This is a genomic window from Pseudomonas sp. AC252 (genome assembly GCF_979258105.1).
On the sequence record NZ_OZ409837.1, the window covers coordinates 2474273 to 2490042 of the forward strand.

Consider the following 15770-nt stretch of genomic DNA (forward strand, 5'->3'; position numbering starts at 1 on the left):
ACTCATCTGCGGGCTTTTGCGTATCGGGCCTAAGCCTTACGCCCGGCGCTCATGCATCCGCGCCAGTTGCCGCTCCAGCATCGATGGATAAGGCTCCATCAACCGCTCCACACAGCAAGCGCCCTCGGGGCTGGCGATCGGCCGGATCCGCGCGCGCTGCCGGATCAGCGCGTCATCACTGATCTTGCGCTCGACCAGCAAGAGATTGCGGCTGTGCTGCGACAAGGCCAGTGCATCCTGGGCCGAATCGGTCAGCAGCAAATCAATCTGGCTCAGGCCAAACAGCTCATCGCCCAAGGTCAGGCCCAGCTGCAATTGCAGGGTGATGCCGCTGTCCGCGACCTCGATCTGCAACTGGTGACCGAGTGCGCGCAGCAACTCGCCGCAGCAGATGGCATTGGTCAGGTAGTCGTCGCCGCAATCTTCGGTGTGGAACAGCAGCAACGTACTGCCATCGTTGAGGGTTTCGATTTCGCCCTGATACAGCGAAGCGGCCTGTTCGAGGCAGTCGCGATAGCGTTCCTGCAATTCTTCCAGACGTGCGCGAGGCAAACGGCGCAGTTGTTCCTGCGAGCCCAGTTGCACGGCCAGTACGGCGGTGTGCTGTGGCACGTCAGGCGTCGGTTTGCGCGTGAGCGGTTGTGCGGCGCTGGTGAGCGACTCGTCGCGCAGGTCGGCGAAGGCGTCATCATCGTCATCGTCTTCGACGGTGCTGACCAAGTGACGCGGGGCCGGTTTCTTCGCGGCCAGCGGGCGGCTTTCGTCGAAGCTTGGATCGCGCAGATTACGCACCTCGAATTCCGGCTCGTCTTCTTCCTCGGCGAATTCCGGCTCCGGTTCGGGCTCAGGCTCCGGTTCCGGGGCGTAGCTGGCGTGCAGCTGGCGCGCCAGATCACCGATTTCATCCTGACGATCGATGCCCGGTGTATGCGCGTCGATGCGGCGCAGCCACACACGCAATTGCAGCAGTGGCGTCGACAGATAACGGCCCATGCGCAGGCTCAGAGCCAGCGACAGTGCCAGCAGAATCGCGCTCAGAATGCCCATGCTTTGCAGGCTGATGGTCATCGGCTGCTGGAACTGATCCATGTCCAGGCTGATGCGCAGTTGCCCGGCGGTCACGTCCTGGAAAGTGATCTTGCTCTCGTACATGCCCTCGGCTTCGCCCAGCAGGCTGTGCTTGGGACGCTGACCGGACTCGGCGAGGATGCGGTTGTCCACGCTGTAGATCGCCGCGTGGGCGACCAGTTTGTTCTTGGTCAGGTTGTTGAGCAGCACGTTGAGGCTGAGGATGTCGTTGGACACCAACAGCTCGGTGGCGGAGGTGGCGGTCTGCGTCGTCAGGCTTTCGCCCAGCGCATCGGCCTGCTCGTGCATGGCCTGCTTGAATTGCAGCCCCATCACCCCGGCATAGATCACCAGGGCCAGAGCGACCAGGATCACGTTGTGGCTGGCAATGCGCAATGCAATCGGTACACGGCGGTGGCGCAGTGCACGGAAGATCAGCAGGAAGAAGTTATCGGTTTTGACTGGCGTGGGCCGGTTCACTTGAGCTCGGCTCTTTGTCCGTGAAGTTGACGCGCAGTATAGCGACAGGCCCCAGACCGGCAAAGCGCTCGCGGTGCCCGATGGTCACTGAAAGTGGGTAGAATGCGGTTTTTTTCCAGTTGCGGGGGTGCGCGTTGCGCGAAATCGTCCTGATTAACATCACGGGAGTCGACCGTCCGGGTCTGACGGCGGCCATCACCGGTGTTCTGGCACAAGGTGGTGTGAACATTCTCGACATCGGTCAGGCGGTGATCCACGACACCCTGTCGTTTGGCATCCTGGTTGAAATTCCCGATTCCGAGCAGGGCAAATCGGTGCTCAAGGACATCTTGTTCAAGGGCTACGAACTGGATCAGCAAGTGCGCTTCACCCCGGTGTCCGAAGAGGATTACCAGCAGTGGGTGGGCAATCAGGGCAAGAAACGCCATATCGTCACCCTGCTGACGCGCAAGGTCACTGCCGGCCAATTGCAGGCCGTCAGCGCGATCACCGCCAAATATGGCCTGAACATTGACCATATCGACCGTCTGTCGGGGCGCATGCCGCTGGACACGCCGGCCGACAAGGGCAAGGGTTGCATCGAGTTTTCCGTGCGCGGCGAAGCTGCCGATCCGCAGGCCCTGCGCGCCGAATTCCTCAGCGTTGCCCAGGAATTGAACGTCGATATCGCCTTTCAGGAAGATTCGCTGTTCCGTCGCAACCGACGTCTGGCCGTGTTCGACATGGACTCGACGCTGATCGAAGCGGAAGTCATCGATGAGCTGGCCAAGGCGGCCGGCGTGGGTGATCGGGTTTCGGAAATCACCGAGCGCGCGATGGCCGGCGAACTGGATTTCCGCGCCAGCTTCAAGGAGCGTCTGGCGCTGCTCAAGGGCCTCGACGTCAGCGTGCTCGACTCGATCGGCGCCTCGCTGCGCCTGACCGAAGGCGCAGAAACCCTGTTCGCCGAACTCAAACGGCTCGGCTACAAAACCGCCATCCTGTCCGGCGGCTTCACTTATTTCGCCAAGCAACTGCAGGCCGGGCTTGGCATCGACTACGTGTTCGCCAACGAGCTGGAAGTGGTCGACGGCAAGTGCACCGGTGTGGCGGTCGAGCCGATTGTCGATGCGCAGCGCAAGGCTGACTTGCTCAAGGAGCTGGCGCACAAGGAAGGTCTGCGTCTGGAGCAGACCATTGCCGTCGGCGACGGCGCCAATGATTTGCCGATGCTGGCGATCGCCGGGCTGGGCGTGGCGTTCCGCGCCAAACCACTGGTCAAGCAGTCGGCAAAGCAGGCGATTTCAACATTGGGGCTGGATGGCGTGTTGTATCTGCTGGGCTTCCGCGATCGTGACGGGCAGCTCTGAGATCTCCGTAAGCTGATCTGGCCTCTTCGCGAGCAGGCTCGCTCCCACATTTGAACTGCATTTGAATGTGGGAGCGAGCCTGCTCGCGAAGGCCGCGCCTCGGTCTAGAGCGAATGCCACAACGAATCAAAATCCTCCTCGCCCCCGCCATTCTGCGCAGGATCCAGCGAGCGATAGGCGAACTGATTGAAACTGTGCGTACTCGCCACCCGCCGATCCAGCCCGGCGCGGTGTTCCTCGCCCTGAGTGTTGATCAACACCTTGTTGCCTTCCTGAAACGGCAGACGCGGCGCGAGTAAGGTGGCCGGCACATCGATCGCACTGATTTCCGGCAGCAGCAAGCCGCGCAAATACTGGCTGTGATCGTCTTTCGTCCGTACCAGTTGCAGACCGCACGGCTGCGCGTGGGGCGCGACCAGTTCGATGCCCATTTGCGTGCCGCTGCCCCGCACCTGGCGGATCCAGCGAATCACCGCAATGCTCCAGCCTTTGCTCTCGCTGTCCTGAATGCCGAGCATTTCCCCGGCCTGCAATTCGGCCGGCACCTCGCTCGGCCAGGCCAGGCAATAGCCGCCGGGGCTGTGGTTGATCACCGGCAGGGCGTAAGTCGGATAGTTCGGTGCGTTGCCGGGGCCATCGTCCTCGCTCAACTGGTAGTAATGGATTTCCTCGTACGGCAACAGCTCATCGTTGCCTTGCGGCGCAGCGTCGAACGCTTGACTCCAGCTGTCTTTTTCACCTTGAGCGACCACGCTGCTGAAATTCGCCGCGCGGGCACCGGGATGTTTGAGCAACTCGCTGAAGGTGCGCTCGCCGCCGAGGTAGAAGTGCAGGGCGCTCATGCCGACACACACAGTCAATGAGCCTTGGCCGGCGATACGCTGAAAGCTGCGTTCCGCAGCCTGGCCCCAAGTGGCGTGGAGATGTTGCAGGGTATCGAGGCTGAGACCGGCGGAGACAGGCAAAGGTGTCGAGGTCGGCTGGTGCTGCAAGTGCGTTTCGAGCTGTCTGACCAGTGGCTGCGGATCGAAGCCCAGCAGCCCGCTTTGTTGTTCGCTGCGAAACATCTTGCGGTAGCGGGGGCCGACATCGAGTTCCGGACTGACCGCAAACAAGCCGTCGTCGGTGCTGCCGGGATGCAGCTTGAGCAGAGCGCTCCACGGCTCGATCACCTCCGCTAGCCGGGCGATCTGGCTCTGGCGCAATTGATTGCAACGGGCGCTGCCCAATAGCAGAGCGGCGATGTAGGTTTGCTCGACGCTCAGTTCGCTGGTCAGGTAAGCCAGATCATCGCGCAGCCGCCGTTGCTGCAGCTGTAGTTCAGAAGCGCTGCGATACAGTTGATGCAGTTCGAACCACACATGCTCGGGTGGAGAACTGTACAACTGCGTCGCACGCACCAGTTGCGCCTTCAGCGCGTGCGCGGCACGTTGCAAAGCGGTGCTGACCAATGTTGCCCGATCCTTGCTGTATTTGGGCAGGATACGCAGGGCGATCTGTTTATAGCCGATGGCCAACTGGCCTTGCAGGGCCTGACACAGGTTGCTGACTTTGCGCGAACGCTCGTCGAGCATGATCGCCTGATGCAGAAAGTGCCGTTCCAGATGCTGGCAGACGAAATACACCTCGGGCCGCAGCAGTTCCAAGAGTTGCAGGCGATTGTCGCTAGGAGTGAGCAACAGGTTCAGTTCGCCGAGGCCTTGATAGAGCAGGCGGGCGGTTTCGCCGATGTTGGCCTTGGGCAGGCCGGCGATCCAGCGCTTGAGGTCGCGCGGGCTGGCGTCGCAGAACGACAGGCGCGTTTGCGTGGGAGTCGGAGCGCGCAGCTTGGGAGAAAAGTTGGTCTGGCTCATGAGCAAAACCATAGCAGCAAATGCCGCGGTTTGCGGAAGCAGCCTTGGCTGCTTCCGCGAACAGGGTCACGCTTTTGGCAGTGCCAGACCCTGGCCCATCTGCACTGGCGAACCGGCCACCAGCTCTTCGGCCCACTTCACCTGATCCGGGCCAAACAGCACGATCGCCGTTGAACCGAGCTTGAAGCGCCCCAGTTCCGCTCCTTTTTCCAGATGAATCGGTGCGCGTGCGGCTTCGTCGTAGCGGAAGGTTTTCAGCTCGCGCTTTGGTGGTGTGACCAGACCGGCCCACACGGTTTCGATCGAAGCGACAATCATCGCGCCAACCAGCACCACGGCCATCGGCCCGCGTTCTGTATCGAAGATGCACGCCACACGCTCGTTGCGGGCGAACAGCTCGGGAACGTTTTCGGCGGTGGTCTGGTTCACCGAGAAAATCCGCCCCGGGATGTAGACCATTTCGCGCAGGGTGCCGGCCAGCGGCATGTGCACGCGGTGGTAGTCCTTCGGCGACAGGTAAATGGTGGCGAAGTCGCCGCCCATGAACGGCGCCGCGTTGGCCGCATCACCGCCGAGCAATTCGAGCACGCTGAAGCTGTGGCCCTTGGCCTCGGAACACGCGACCGTGCTCGATCGGGCCGAGCTGGCTGACCGCACCGTCGGCCGGGCTGAGGATCGCGCCCGGGGTTTCGTCCAGTGGGCGTGCGCCATCTTTCAGGGCGCGCGTGAAGAACGCGTTGAAGTGCTCGTAAGCGGTGAGGTCTTCGACCAGCGCTTGCGACATGTCCACTTGATAACGCTTGGCAAACCATTGGGTGAAGGCATTCTTGAACCAGCGCACGCGGCATTCGGCGATGCAGCCGGCCAGGCGCGACAGCAGGTGATGCGGCAGCAGGTACTGACTGAGGATAAACAGACGCTCTTTCATTAGTTGTCCTTAAAACCTTGAATCTCGACAGGCGTGTCAGGGTGGTTGCCCCATTCGCCCCATGAACCGGCGTAGCCCTTGACCCGCGAATAACCGAGGGATTTGGCCACCAGATAAGTGAAGCCCGACCGGTGATGGGTCTGGCAGTGGGTAATGATTTCCTTGTCCTTGGTGATCCCAAGGTTTTCGAGGATCTGCGGCATGTCGGTGCGGATGCGCAACTGACGCGCCGGGTCCATGCCCGCGGTCCATTCGAAATTGACCGCGCCGGGGATGTGTCCGCCCTTGGCTGCGAGGACTTTCTCGCCGGAATATTCCAGCGGCCCACGCGCGTCCCAGATCGCCAGATCGGCCGCGCCGAGACGGCTTTGCAGGTATTCGCGGGTGGCGGTCGGTTCGTCGTGCAGGATCAGCGAGACCGGGCCGCCGACTACGGGTGGTACCTGAATCGACATCGGCATTCCGTCTGCCAGCCAGGCCGGCAGGCCACCATCTATATAGTGGTACTTGTCATGGCCGATGACATCGAGCAGCCAGATGAAGCGTCCGGCCCAGCCGCCGCCCTCATCGTCATACACGACGTAGACCGCGTCTTTGCGATGGCCGAGCTCGCCGAACAGCGCTTGCAGATCGGCTTTCGCCGGCATCAAACCCGGCGCCGGTGGCTGGCCGAGCTGGGTGCGTTTCGGGTCGACAAAACGTGCGCCGGGCAAGTGACCTTCGGCATACCGGGCAGGGCTGGTCAGGTCCACCAGGATCAGTTCCGGGGACTCCAGACGCGGCAGCAGGTCGCTCGGCTCGATGACAAGCGACAAGCCAGAGAAGTCAGACATGTGAGGTCTCCAGAGCACAAAGGGGAGGATTGTAGCGCAGGCTCATTGGCCGCGGCTGCTAAAGCTGTGCAGGGCTTTTTCGATGCACTGCGCAGTTTTGCCGAAGGCCTGCACAGTGATGTCGGCGAACGGCCCGCCACCCTGATCGGCAACGACGATCATGATCACCCGGCCGTTATTCACCAGCGAACGCAGGAACAGATGCTCACCGCGAAACAGCGTGCGCAGGCTCGCTGGCAATAAGGCCGAGAATTGCGCGTTGTTCTCCGGCGAGATCCGCACCTGCGCCTGCTGAGCGAGCAGGCGCTGCAGGACTTTGCTCTGGCTGACGACAAAACTCAGCGCCGCCGCCTCCTTCGGCAGGCCGGCGGTCTGGTGTACTCGCAGGGTCGAGTGCGTGCGGTCGGCCATCAGAATCATCACCCGGCGCATGCCGCTGGCCACCAGTGCCTCGCGGGCCGCGACGGTCAGGCTCATGGCATTGGTGAAGCGGCTGGGCTCGGCGAGGAGTTCGGCGCATTGCCGACGCCACTGGCTCAGATCATCCGCATTCGGCGCTGCGGCCGGGAGCATGCCGGCCGGCAACCGGCGAGTGCTCCACGGCCAAATCAGTGAAACCGCCGGGTGCCACAGATCGGGCATTGCATGCTGACGCGCACTGTTCGCCGCTTGCTGGTGCAACTGTTGCTGCACTTCGTCCATGGAAATCTGCAGATACAGGCTGGTCAGGTACTGCCAGCGCTTGCTGTGCAGACTGTCCCAGGCCTGTTGCGCCGACAGCGCCAGGCCGTTGGCGAGCAGCACGGTATTCGCCGGCTGGTTGAGCCAGCGCCGCAGTGTCGGGTCGTCGTCGAGGCGATTCTGCTGGCGCAGCGGGTGTTCGCTGTCGCGGGCAATGCGCAGCACTTTGACCAGTTCGCGTTGTTCACTGAGCAGCAATTTGTAGCCTTGCTCGACCCAGATCGGCAGATGCCAGGCTTGGACCAGTGCCTCGGCAATCCTCAACAGGCGCACGCCGAACAACTGCTTTTCGACGACCCCCGCCGATTCGCCCTTGTGGATAACTCGCAGTTCCCACTCTTCGAGCAACTGCGGATAGGTCAGTGCCAACGGCCACAGCGGCGACAAAAACAGCAAGCTGCCCCAGTGGATGTCCTGCCACAGTCGCGCCAGGCGACTGGCAAAAAACCGTTGGCCTGCTGTGTCGCGTGTTGGCTGATCAGCTGCAATTGGCGCAAGGCCTTGGGGATCTGCCGGTGCGGTTCGGCGGGCAGGCGCGCGAGCAATTCTTCGGTGCGCGCAAGGCCCAGACGATTGATTGCCACTTCGAGATTTTCCGCTGGCGCGGCCATGGTGCCGTGGGTGTGACGATTCGCCTCACGGATGATGCTCAAGGCCAGCGCCGGGCTGTCCTGCATCAGATCGGCGATGTCGCGCAGCGAGCTGCGGTTGTCGCGGATCGCTCGGCAGACTTTGTCGTGAGCCTCTTGTGGTACGGGCAGGAGGACGCTGTCGAGCAGCTTGACCCAGCCGTCGAGGGTGGTCGGTTTTGCGTGTGGGACGTTCGTTTCATTAGCCATGTCTGGACGAGATCTTCACTGACTGTAGACGCGCCCTACATGGGCTAAATTGGCTTTTCGCCTGAACTGGCTATAGTCTGGCGCAGTTTTGCCGATAAGTAGAAGAAGAGATTTTTAACTTCCGAATATGACCTTGAACCCGACTTAAACAAGTACCTTCTACCTATGGCTAAAATTATCGGCATCATCGTCGTATTCGCGAGCGTGCTCGGCGGATACGTGCTCTCCCACGGCAAGATTGCCGCCCTGATCCAGCCTTTCGAGGTGATGATCATCGGCGGTGCGGCCCTCGGCGCGTTCCTCCAGGCCAACCCCGGTTACATGACGATGCACGTGCTCAAGAAATCCCTGAGCATGTTCGGTTCGCGCTTCACCCACACCTTCTACCTGGAAGTGCTCGGGCTGATCTACGAGATCCTCAACAAGAGCCGCCGCGAAGGCATGATGGCTATCGAGGGCGACATCGAAGATGCCGCCGCGAGCCCGATTTTTGCCAAGTACCCGGCCGTGCTCAAGGATGAACGCATGACTGCGTTTGTCTGCGACTATCTGCGCATCATGTCCTCCGGCAACATGGCTCCGCACGAACTCGAAGGTCTGTTCGACATGGAGCTGTACAGCCTCAAGGAAGACCTCGAGCACCCATCCCACGCAGTCAACGGCATCGCCGACGGCATGCCCGGTTTCGGTATCGTTGCGGCGGTACTCGGTATCGTGGTGACCATGGCTTCGTTGGGCGAGGGCGACCAGGCGTCGATTGGTCTGCACGTGGGTGCGGCACTGGTCGGTACCTTCTTCGGTATTCTCGCGGCGTACGGTTTCTTCGGTCCGCTGGCGCATTCCCTGGCCCACGATGCCAAGGAAGAGCTCAACGTCTACGAAGCCATCAAGGCCTCGCTGGTGGCTTCGGCGTCCGGCATGCCGCCGTCGCTGGCGGTCGAGTTCGGGCGCAAGGTTCTATATCCGGCGCACCGTCCAAGCTTCGCCGAGCTGGAACAAGCGGTTCGCGGTCGCTAAGTCATGGAAAATAATCAGCCGATCATCGTCAAGCGCGTCAAGCGCATTGCCGCCGGGCACCACGGCGGGGCATGGAAAATCGCCTTCGCCGACTTTGCCACGGCGATGATGGCGTTCTTCCTGGTGCTGTGGCTGCTGTCCACCGCTACGCCGGAACAGAAGATCGCCATCGCCGGTTATTTCAAGGACCCGGTCGGCTTCTCCGAAAGCGGCACGCCGTACATCATCGACTTGGGCGGCACGCCGACCCCGGCGCCGGAAAACACCCTCAACCCGGAAGTGAAGTCGCAGCCGCAACCGGACAAGGTCACGGTCGACACCGATCAGGTTGAAGGCATGGCCGAGCAGGTCGAGAAGGAGCGGCTCGAACTGCTCCTGCAAGAACTGCAGAACAAGGTCGACGAGAACCCGCAACTGCAGAAATTCAAGGATCAGATCCTCTTCGAAATCACCCCGAACGGTTTGCGCATCCAGATCATGGACGCCGAGAACCGGCCGATGTTCGACTCCGGTTCCGCACGCCTGAAGCCGTACTTCGAAGACATCCTGCTGGCCATGGCCGACACCATCAAAGCGGTGCCGAACAAGATCAGCATCAGCGGCCACACCGACGCCAAGCCGTATATCGGCACTGGCGACTACGGCAACTGGGAGCTCTCGGCCAACCGCGCCAACGCGGCTCGCCGTGCTCTGGTCGCGGGCAGCTATCCGGATGCGCAGGTCGCGCGGGTGGTCGGTTATGCCTCGTCGGCGTTGTTTGATCGGGAAAATCCGTTCAACCCGGTCAACCGCCGCATCGATATTGTCGTGCTGACGAAGAAAGCCCAGGCCGCCATCGAAGGTGCGCAGGGGCCTGAGGCGGCGAAACCGGCGGATGAAGGTCAGAACGGTGCTGCTCCGGCAGCCCCGGTTGATCCGAATGCGCTGCCGGCGGACAAACAGCCGGTGCCAGCGCATGAGTTGCGCGAGCGCTTGAATCTGTTTGACGATGCGGCGCCGAAACCGGCTGAGCCGGGGAGTGCAGCACCAGCGCCTGCGCCGAAGCAGTAAGTGAAAAAAGCCGACAGTGATGTCGGCTTTTTTGTGGCTATCGGTTCATGCCCCTGACCATTTTCTTAGCGTTGCTAAAATAATCGGGGACAGGCCGGCACAGTCTCAGAATCCCCGACGAATCCGATTCTTCAACTGTTCATGAAACACCTCTGCATCGCGCTTGTAAGCCCCTTTCACCGAGTCGCTGAACGAGTCCAGCGTGATCGAGCGCTGGTTCGACACTTCATCCCGATACGCATCGATGAAGAAATCCAGGTCGCTGGCCGTGCTCAGCTTCGGCCACTTGTCCAGATAGATCGGCAATTGCGCCGGCCCGGTCTTGAAGGTGCAGATCCGCCGATTGCTGATCGTCGCCTCGCCAATTTCGAACGGCACCCACCACGACAGTGCAGTCTTCTCCGATACCACCGCCAGCAGATGCGTGCATTCGGTGATGTTGCGAGTGATGACCCCGGTGATGTCGTCGGTGGTCTGTGATTCCGGATCCAGCACGTCGAGATAGGTCCTGATTTTCGCTTGACTCAGGCGGGTGTTGATGGCGATCGCATGCGCGCGATCCATGTGGCGGTAGCTGATAAAGACTGGCATCAGAAATGTCCTTTGAGGGCGAGTTCGCGGTAATAGGCGCCGAGTGCCGTGAGGCGGCAGCCGGTGGAGTTGAGGGCGGCGTAGTACATGTGCTCGGCGTCGACCGGCTCGATCAGGCTGTGACGATTGCACTTCTGCAACTGGGCGAAGACCTCGCCGTGCTTGGGTGCGAATGCCTTCTCGGTGGGTTCGTAGCTGGGGTCGAGCGGGAAGACCGATTCGGCTTCGACGAACCAGTCCGGCAATTTGCGCAGGATGTCCTTGGGGATCAGCGGCGAGACTTCGCGCAGGGAAATGAACTGCGAAACATTGGTCTTGAACACCGGGCGCTGTTCCCGTGGTCCGAGGGCGTTGTCGACGAAGGAGTACAGGCTGCCGGGGGTGATTTTGCCGAGGATATTCGCCGCGCCGCCATGCAGCGCTTGCAGGAGCAGGCCGGTGAACACACCGTGCTGCGCGCCCTCCAGCGCGGGCTCGGCTTTTTTGCAGGCGGTGAGAATGGTCATGCCCTCGCCGACCATACTGCTCTCGCTGCGCAAGACGCGCACTTCGCCGGCCGAACCGCTTTCGCAGCAGTCGAGGATGATCACTTTGTTTTTGATCCGGGTGGCCTTGTCCGCCCAGTTGAGGATGTCGCTGATGCGGATGCCGTCCTTGGCGTTACGGTAGTCCTGCGCGATCAACATGCCTTCGTCAGTGTCGGCGTCGAAACTGCCATGGCCGGCGAAATACAGCAGGGCGACGTTGCAGTCACCGGAAAACAACTCGCGAATCTGGTCTTCGAGTTTTTGCCGGCTCAGATAATCCTCGGCGGACGTCAACAAGACATTCTTGAAGTTGGGATCGCCGTTGGCGTTGGTTTTCAGCACCGAAGCCATGGCCATGGCGTCGTTGCAGCAACCGCTCAGCCCGGAAATATGGGCATAGTCGTTGATGCCGATAAACAGTGCCTTGCGCATGGTTACACCACCGTGGGCAGACGGATCGTGCCGAAGTCGGTGCAGCAAGACGAATGGATGAAGAACAAAACGCAGGTTTTCATGGCTTTCCTCGAGTGTCGCTGTGAGCGAAGGAGGAAACGAATGTAGGCCGCTGGCGCGGGCCTACAAGGTCTGCGCGGCAAAACAGAAATGTCCTGCAAGCAGGCGCGCAAAAGCCTACAGACGAGGCTGATGTTTAAGGAGGAGGGGCGTGAGTCAGATGCAGTCCAATAATCGGCAGCCCATCGTGCAGGGCTGCCGGCGTGGCTGTTTAATAGCCGTTTTCAGGCAGGCTGGCGATGATCGAGCGATAGCTGTTCATGCGTTGCTGCTGGATGCGCCCGTCTTCCAGCGCCTTGAGCAGCGCGCAACCCGGTTCGCGGTCGTGCTTGCAGTCGCGGAAACGGCAAGTGCCGAGCAGGTCGTCGAACTCGATGAAACCGGCTTCGACGTCGGCGCGGCTGACGTGGCCCAGACCGAATTCCCGGATGCCCGGGGAGTCGATCAGTTCACCGCCGCCGGGGAAGTGGAACAGCCGCGCGGTGGTGGTGGTGTGCGTGCCCTGACCGGACAGCTCGGACAACGGCCCGACACGGGTATCGACTTCCGGCAACAAACTGTTGACCAGCGACGACTTGCCGACGCCGGACTGGCCGACGAATACGCTGATGCGCCCGTCGAGCTGCTTTTGCAGTTGCTCCATGCCGTCGCCGTGGTGGGCCGAGACTTCCAGCACCGGATAACCCAGCGTGCGGTACACCGCCAGCAAGGCGTTCAGCGCCGGGGCGTTCTGCTCGTCGATCAGATCGAATTTGTTCAGCAGCAGAAGCGGGCGGATGCCGGCGTGTTCAGCGGCGACCAGGTAGCGGTCGATCAGGTTGGCGTGCGGCTCGGGCAGCGGCGCGAAGACGATGACGATCATGTCGACGTTGGCGGCAACCGGCTTGAGCTGGCCACGGCTGTCGGGACGGCACAGTTCGGTGCTGCGCGGCAGTTGCGCGACGATTACGCCAATGCCTTGGTTGCCGGCGCGCCAGACCACTTTGTCGCCGGTGACCAGCGCCGGCAGGTTGGCGCGCAAGTGGCAGCGGAACACTTGACCGGCGAGTTCGCCGTCAACAGCTTCGACTTCTACCTGCACACCGAAGTGGGCGATCACCAGGCCGTGCTGCTCAGGGCCGAGGTCGCCGCCCTCGAGGGCTTCGACCGCCGAGGACTCGCGTTTGGCGGCGCGTGCGGCGCGCTCGCCCTGAATCTTTTCGATGCGCCAGTTTTGACGACGATTGAGTTGGCGTTTGGCCATGGGTGTTCCGTCTGAAGAATGCAGCGATTAGGTAAAACGGCCGCGAGTTTAGCACGCCCGGCTACCGGCCTAGGCTAAACTGCGCAGCATTGCCTAGGAGCCCGAATATGCAAAACCCGCAGAACCTGATCTGGATCGACCTGGAAATGACCGGTCTGGACCCGGACAACGACGTCATCATCGAAATGGCCACCATCGTCACTGACAGTGAGCTGAATACATTGGCCGAGGGCCCGGTGATCGCCATCCATCACAGCGACGAAGTACTCGCGCGCATGGACGAGTGGAATACCCGCACCCACGGCAATTCCGGCCTGACCCAGCGTGTTCGTGACAGCCGCATCAGCATGGCCGAAGCCGAGGGGCAAACCATCGCCTTCCTCGAGAAGTGGGTGCCGAAGGGCAAATCGCCGATCTGCGGCAACAGCATCTGCCAGGACCGTCGCTTCCTTTATACCCACATGAAGGCACTGGAAAGCTACTTCCACTATCGCAACCTCGACGTCTCCACGCTCAAAGAGCTGGCCGCGCGCTGGGCGCCGGATGTGCGTGACAGCTTCAAGAAGGGCAGCACCCACCTGGCGCTGGATGACATCCGCGAATCGATTGCCGAGCTGCAGCACTACCGCAAGCACTTCATCAAGTTCTGACGCGATCCCTGTGCAGGAGCTGCCGCAGGCTGCGATCTTTTGATCTCTGTTTCGAATCTGAAAAAGCAGAATCAGAAGATCGCAGCCTTCGGCGGCTCCTGCAGGGAGTTGTGTTTGCTGAGGCGCCCTCTTCTGGTGCGGCGCTGAAATGGCTAGACTGCGCGCCTTCCTGCCTGGACTGCCATCATGTTGCTGATGCTCTATCTGATCGCCATCACCGCCGAAGCCATGACTGGCGCGCTGTCCGCAGGACGACGCGGCATGGATTGGTTTGGCGTGGTGCTGATCGCCTGCATCACCGCGCTCGGTGGCGGTTCAGTGCGCGACGTGCTGCTCGGGCACTACCCGCTGACCTGGGTCAAACACCCGGAGTATCTGGTGCTGACGTCGGTGGCGGCGATGTTCACCGTGTTCACCGCACGCTGGATGCGCCACTTGCGCTCGCTGTTTCTGGTACTCGACGCGGTGGGCCTGGTGGCATTCACCTTGATCGGTTGCATGACCGCTCTGGAGATGGGCCACGGTATGCTGGTGGCGTCGGTCAGCGGTGTGATCACCGGCGTCTTTGGCGGCATTCTTCGCGATATCTTCTGCAACGATATTCCGTTGATTTTTCGTCGCGAACTTTACGCCAGCGTCTCGTTTGCCGCTGCGTGGTGCTACATGTTGTGTCTTTATCTGAATGTGCCGGGTGAACAAGCCATTCTGATCACTTTGTTTGGCGGATTCTTGTTGCGTCTGCTGGCCATTCGTTTTCATTGGGAAATGCCGAAGTTCGTCTATAACGACGAACATTGACCGCGGTGGCGGTACTTTGAATGTAGTGCGGCGAAGCCAGGTTTTTCGCTGGCGACCGGCGTGCGTATATTCTTACATTTTGCTCTTTGATATTTCCCTGCCAAGAATGTAGTTTTTTTTGCTGACATATTCCCTATGTCGATAAAAATCATTCTTTTTAAGGATCTGCATTATGAGTGAAAGCATGGACGCTACAAATAATCACCAAATTACTGCGCCTGTTCTTGCGGGCCTTGCCAGTTTTAAAGTCAAGTTCGATGCCAGTGATAATGCCCAGAGCAGGGCACTTTTCGCTAACGGTCGAATGCAGGTAAAAGTTCAAGTACTCGTTTCCGGAGTCAATGCTGACGGCGAAGCCATGCATGTTCCGGCAGATGTGATGGAGAGTATCGAGCTCATTCATTACGCCACCGGCAAGACTTTGCGCGACGGCTGGGCTGCAAGCAACGTGCAGGGTCGATTCACCGTCGAGGCCCGATCCGCAACGTCTGTCGGGGAGATAGCTGATGATATGGAGGATGACAGCGTTCACCCTCAGGTTCGCACATTCTGGGTGTCCTCATCGAGCGCCGGACCGACTCAGATCGGTGCTCGACTGTTTCTGGACGGCGAGAGAATTCTCAGCAACGGAACCACACTCTCCAGTGTCCATGACAGCAGTGTAACTATCGAAGCAGAAACTCCTGCGACGTATTCTGTTGATGGTGTGTTTCGGTTGTATCAAACCAGGGTTGGCAATGAGTCGCCCGGCAATCGAATCTGGAAGTACCATTTAGGCCTCTATCCGGGCGGGAAGCAGATCAGGCTGGTTGACTGGATTGTAGAGGGCGTAAAAGAGGGCGAAAATCATAATTTTGCCGGCGGTAACCGTCTTAATGAAATAAAAACGAATTATATGGACTGCATTTTTGTACGCCCCGAAAAGTCCAATATCACTGTAACGTTGCCTGTTAATGGCGATCCGTTTGTATACACCTTTACCAGAGATGCGCAAACATGGAGTCATAAGCATTATAAAGTAATAACTCAGAGCGACGGAGAATTGACTATCGTGCAGGCGCTATCCGAATATTCGGAAAATACTACAGCGCGGAAATATGGAGGCGTACTTTTCTTCATCGCCATCGATGAATACGGTACCGAGCATAAATTGTCGATTCGTGCGGATTTTTACGAGCGAGATTTGTATCTTCAACGAGGCTGAGCCTGATCATTCCCCGATGCAATGTCGGCGGATGCAATAAAAGTATATGCGTTGGACATTGCGTCTGTAGATAAGCTGCCATGTCC

Annotated in this window: 12 protein-coding genes and 2 pseudogenes; 6 read left to right on the forward strand and 8 right to left on the reverse strand. The window is 60.1% G+C overall.

Features of this window, described 5'->3' with window-relative positions:
- Positions 1-36 precede the first annotated feature (36 nt).
- The gene (locus tag ACZZZ4_RS11400) at positions 37-1548 is read right to left on the reverse strand and encodes an AhpA/YtjB family protein (RefSeq protein ID WP_129998198.1); all 1512 of its coding nucleotides are present in this window, start codon (positions 1546-1548) and stop codon (positions 37-39) included.
- Between the two features lie 134 nt (positions 1549-1682).
- Here ACZZZ4_RS11400 and serB point away from each other — a divergent pair, with 134 nt between their 5' ends.
- Positions 1683-2897, forward strand: coding sequence for a phosphoserine phosphatase SerB (serB, locus tag ACZZZ4_RS11405; RefSeq protein ID WP_463547835.1), 1215 nt, complete (start codon positions 1683-1685; stop codon positions 2895-2897).
- Positions 2898-3001: 104 nt separating this feature from the next.
- Here serB and ACZZZ4_RS11410 read toward each other — a convergent pair whose 3' ends face one another.
- From ACZZZ4_RS11410 to ACZZZ4_RS11425, 4 genes and pseudogenes are all read right to left on the reverse strand, one after another.
- Positions 3002-4750, reverse strand: a complete 1749-nt coding sequence (locus ACZZZ4_RS11410; protein WP_463547836.1) for a molecular chaperone — start codon at positions 4748-4750, stop codon at positions 3002-3004.
- Positions 4751-4816: 66 nt separating this feature from the next.
- Positions 4817-5678: pseudogene (gene asd / locus ACZZZ4_RS11415) on the reverse strand (archaetidylserine decarboxylase).
- Complete coding sequence (gene rhdA / locus ACZZZ4_RS11420) at positions 5678-6511, reverse strand: thiosulfate sulfurtransferase (protein ID WP_463547837.1); 834 nt, start codon at positions 6509-6511, stop codon at positions 5678-5680. The pseudogene asd and the gene rhdA overlap by 1 nt, the downstream one beginning before the upstream one ends.
- A 42-nt stretch (positions 6512-6553) precedes the next feature.
- Positions 6554-8091, reverse strand: a pseudogene (locus ACZZZ4_RS11425) (HDOD domain-containing protein).
- Positions 8092-8256: 165 nt separating this feature from the next.
- Here ACZZZ4_RS11425 and motA point away from each other — a divergent pair.
- A complete protein-coding gene (gene motA / locus ACZZZ4_RS11430; protein WP_024011357.1) occupies positions 8257-9108 on the forward strand; it encodes a flagellar motor stator protein MotA in 852 nt (283 codons plus the stop codon).
- A gap of 3 nt (positions 9109-9111) precedes the next feature.
- Positions 9112-10158: a flagellar motor protein MotB gene (motB, locus tag ACZZZ4_RS11435; RefSeq protein ID WP_463547838.1), complete on the forward strand. Its 1047-nt coding sequence runs from the start codon at positions 9112-9114 to the stop codon at positions 10156-10158.
- Between the two features lie 105 nt (positions 10159-10263).
- Here motB and ACZZZ4_RS11440 read toward each other — a convergent pair whose 3' ends face one another.
- From ACZZZ4_RS11440 to rsgA, 3 genes are all read right to left on the reverse strand, one after another.
- Entirely contained in the window at positions 10264-10749 is a 486-nt protein-coding gene (locus ACZZZ4_RS11440) for a toll/interleukin-1 receptor domain-containing protein (RefSeq protein WP_463547839.1), read from the reverse strand.
- A complete protein-coding gene (locus tag ACZZZ4_RS11445) occupies positions 10749-11708 on the reverse strand; it encodes a caspase family protein (protein WP_463547840.1) in 960 nt (319 codons plus the stop codon). The genes ACZZZ4_RS11440 and ACZZZ4_RS11445 overlap by 1 nt, the downstream gene beginning before the upstream one ends.
- 292 nt (positions 11709-12000) lie before the next feature.
- Positions 12001-13032 carry a small ribosomal subunit biogenesis GTPase RsgA gene (gene rsgA / locus ACZZZ4_RS11450; protein WP_212615157.1) on the reverse strand — a complete coding sequence of 344 codons (1032 nt, stop codon included), beginning with the start codon at positions 13030-13032 and terminating at the stop codon, positions 12001-12003.
- Positions 13033-13139: 107 nt separating this feature from the next.
- Between rsgA and orn the strand changes: the two genes are divergently transcribed.
- The 3 genes from orn to ACZZZ4_RS11465 all read left to right on the forward strand — a co-directional run bounded on the left by orn (position 13140) and on the right by ACZZZ4_RS11465 (position 15684).
- Complete coding sequence (gene orn, locus ACZZZ4_RS11455; RefSeq protein ID WP_310403964.1) at positions 13140-13682, forward strand: oligoribonuclease; 543 nt, start codon at positions 13140-13142, stop codon at positions 13680-13682.
- Positions 13683-13865: 183 nt separating this feature from the next.
- Positions 13866-14480, forward strand: a complete 615-nt coding sequence (locus tag ACZZZ4_RS11460) for a trimeric intracellular cation channel family protein (protein ID WP_186547712.1) — start codon at positions 13866-13868, stop codon at positions 14478-14480.
- 172 nt (positions 14481-14652) lie between these two features.
- Positions 14653-15684 carry a hypothetical protein gene (locus tag ACZZZ4_RS11465; protein WP_463547841.1) on the forward strand — a complete coding sequence of 344 codons (1032 nt, stop codon included), beginning with the start codon at positions 14653-14655 and terminating at the stop codon, positions 15682-15684.
- Positions 15685-15770 lie beyond the last annotated feature (86 nt).

Bases quoted from the DNA above. Each gene is read 5' to 3' on its own strand.
- ACZZZ4_RS11410 (WP_463547836.1), bottom strand. From the start codon at position 4,750: ATGAGCCAGACCAACTTTTCTCCCAAGCTGCGCGCTCCGACTCCCACG.
- rhdA (WP_463547837.1), bottom strand. From the start codon at position 6,511: ATGTCTGACTTCTCTGGCTTGTCGCTTGTCATCGAGCCGAGCGACCTG.
- motA (WP_024011357.1), top strand. From the start codon at position 8,257: ATGGCTAAAATTATCGGCATCATCGTCGTATTCGCGAGCGTGCTCGGC.
- motB (WP_463547838.1), top strand. From the start codon at position 9,112: ATGGAAAATAATCAGCCGATCATCGTCAAGCGCGTCAAGCGCATTGCC.
- ACZZZ4_RS11440 (WP_463547839.1), bottom strand. From the start codon at position 10,749: ATGCCAGTCTTTATCAGCTACCGCCACATGGATCGCGCGCATGCGATC.
- ACZZZ4_RS11445 (WP_463547840.1), bottom strand. From the start codon at position 11,708: ATGCGCAAGGCACTGTTTATCGGCATCAACGACTATGCCCATATTTCC.
- rsgA (WP_212615157.1), bottom strand. From the start codon at position 13,032: ATGGCCAAACGCCAACTCAATCGTCGTCAAAACTGGCGCATCGAAAAG.
- orn (WP_310403964.1), top strand. From the start codon at position 13,140: ATGCAAAACCCGCAGAACCTGATCTGGATCGACCTGGAAATGACCGGT.
- ACZZZ4_RS11465 (WP_463547841.1), top strand. From the start codon at position 14,653: ATGAGTGAAAGCATGGACGCTACAAATAATCACCAAATTACTGCGCCT.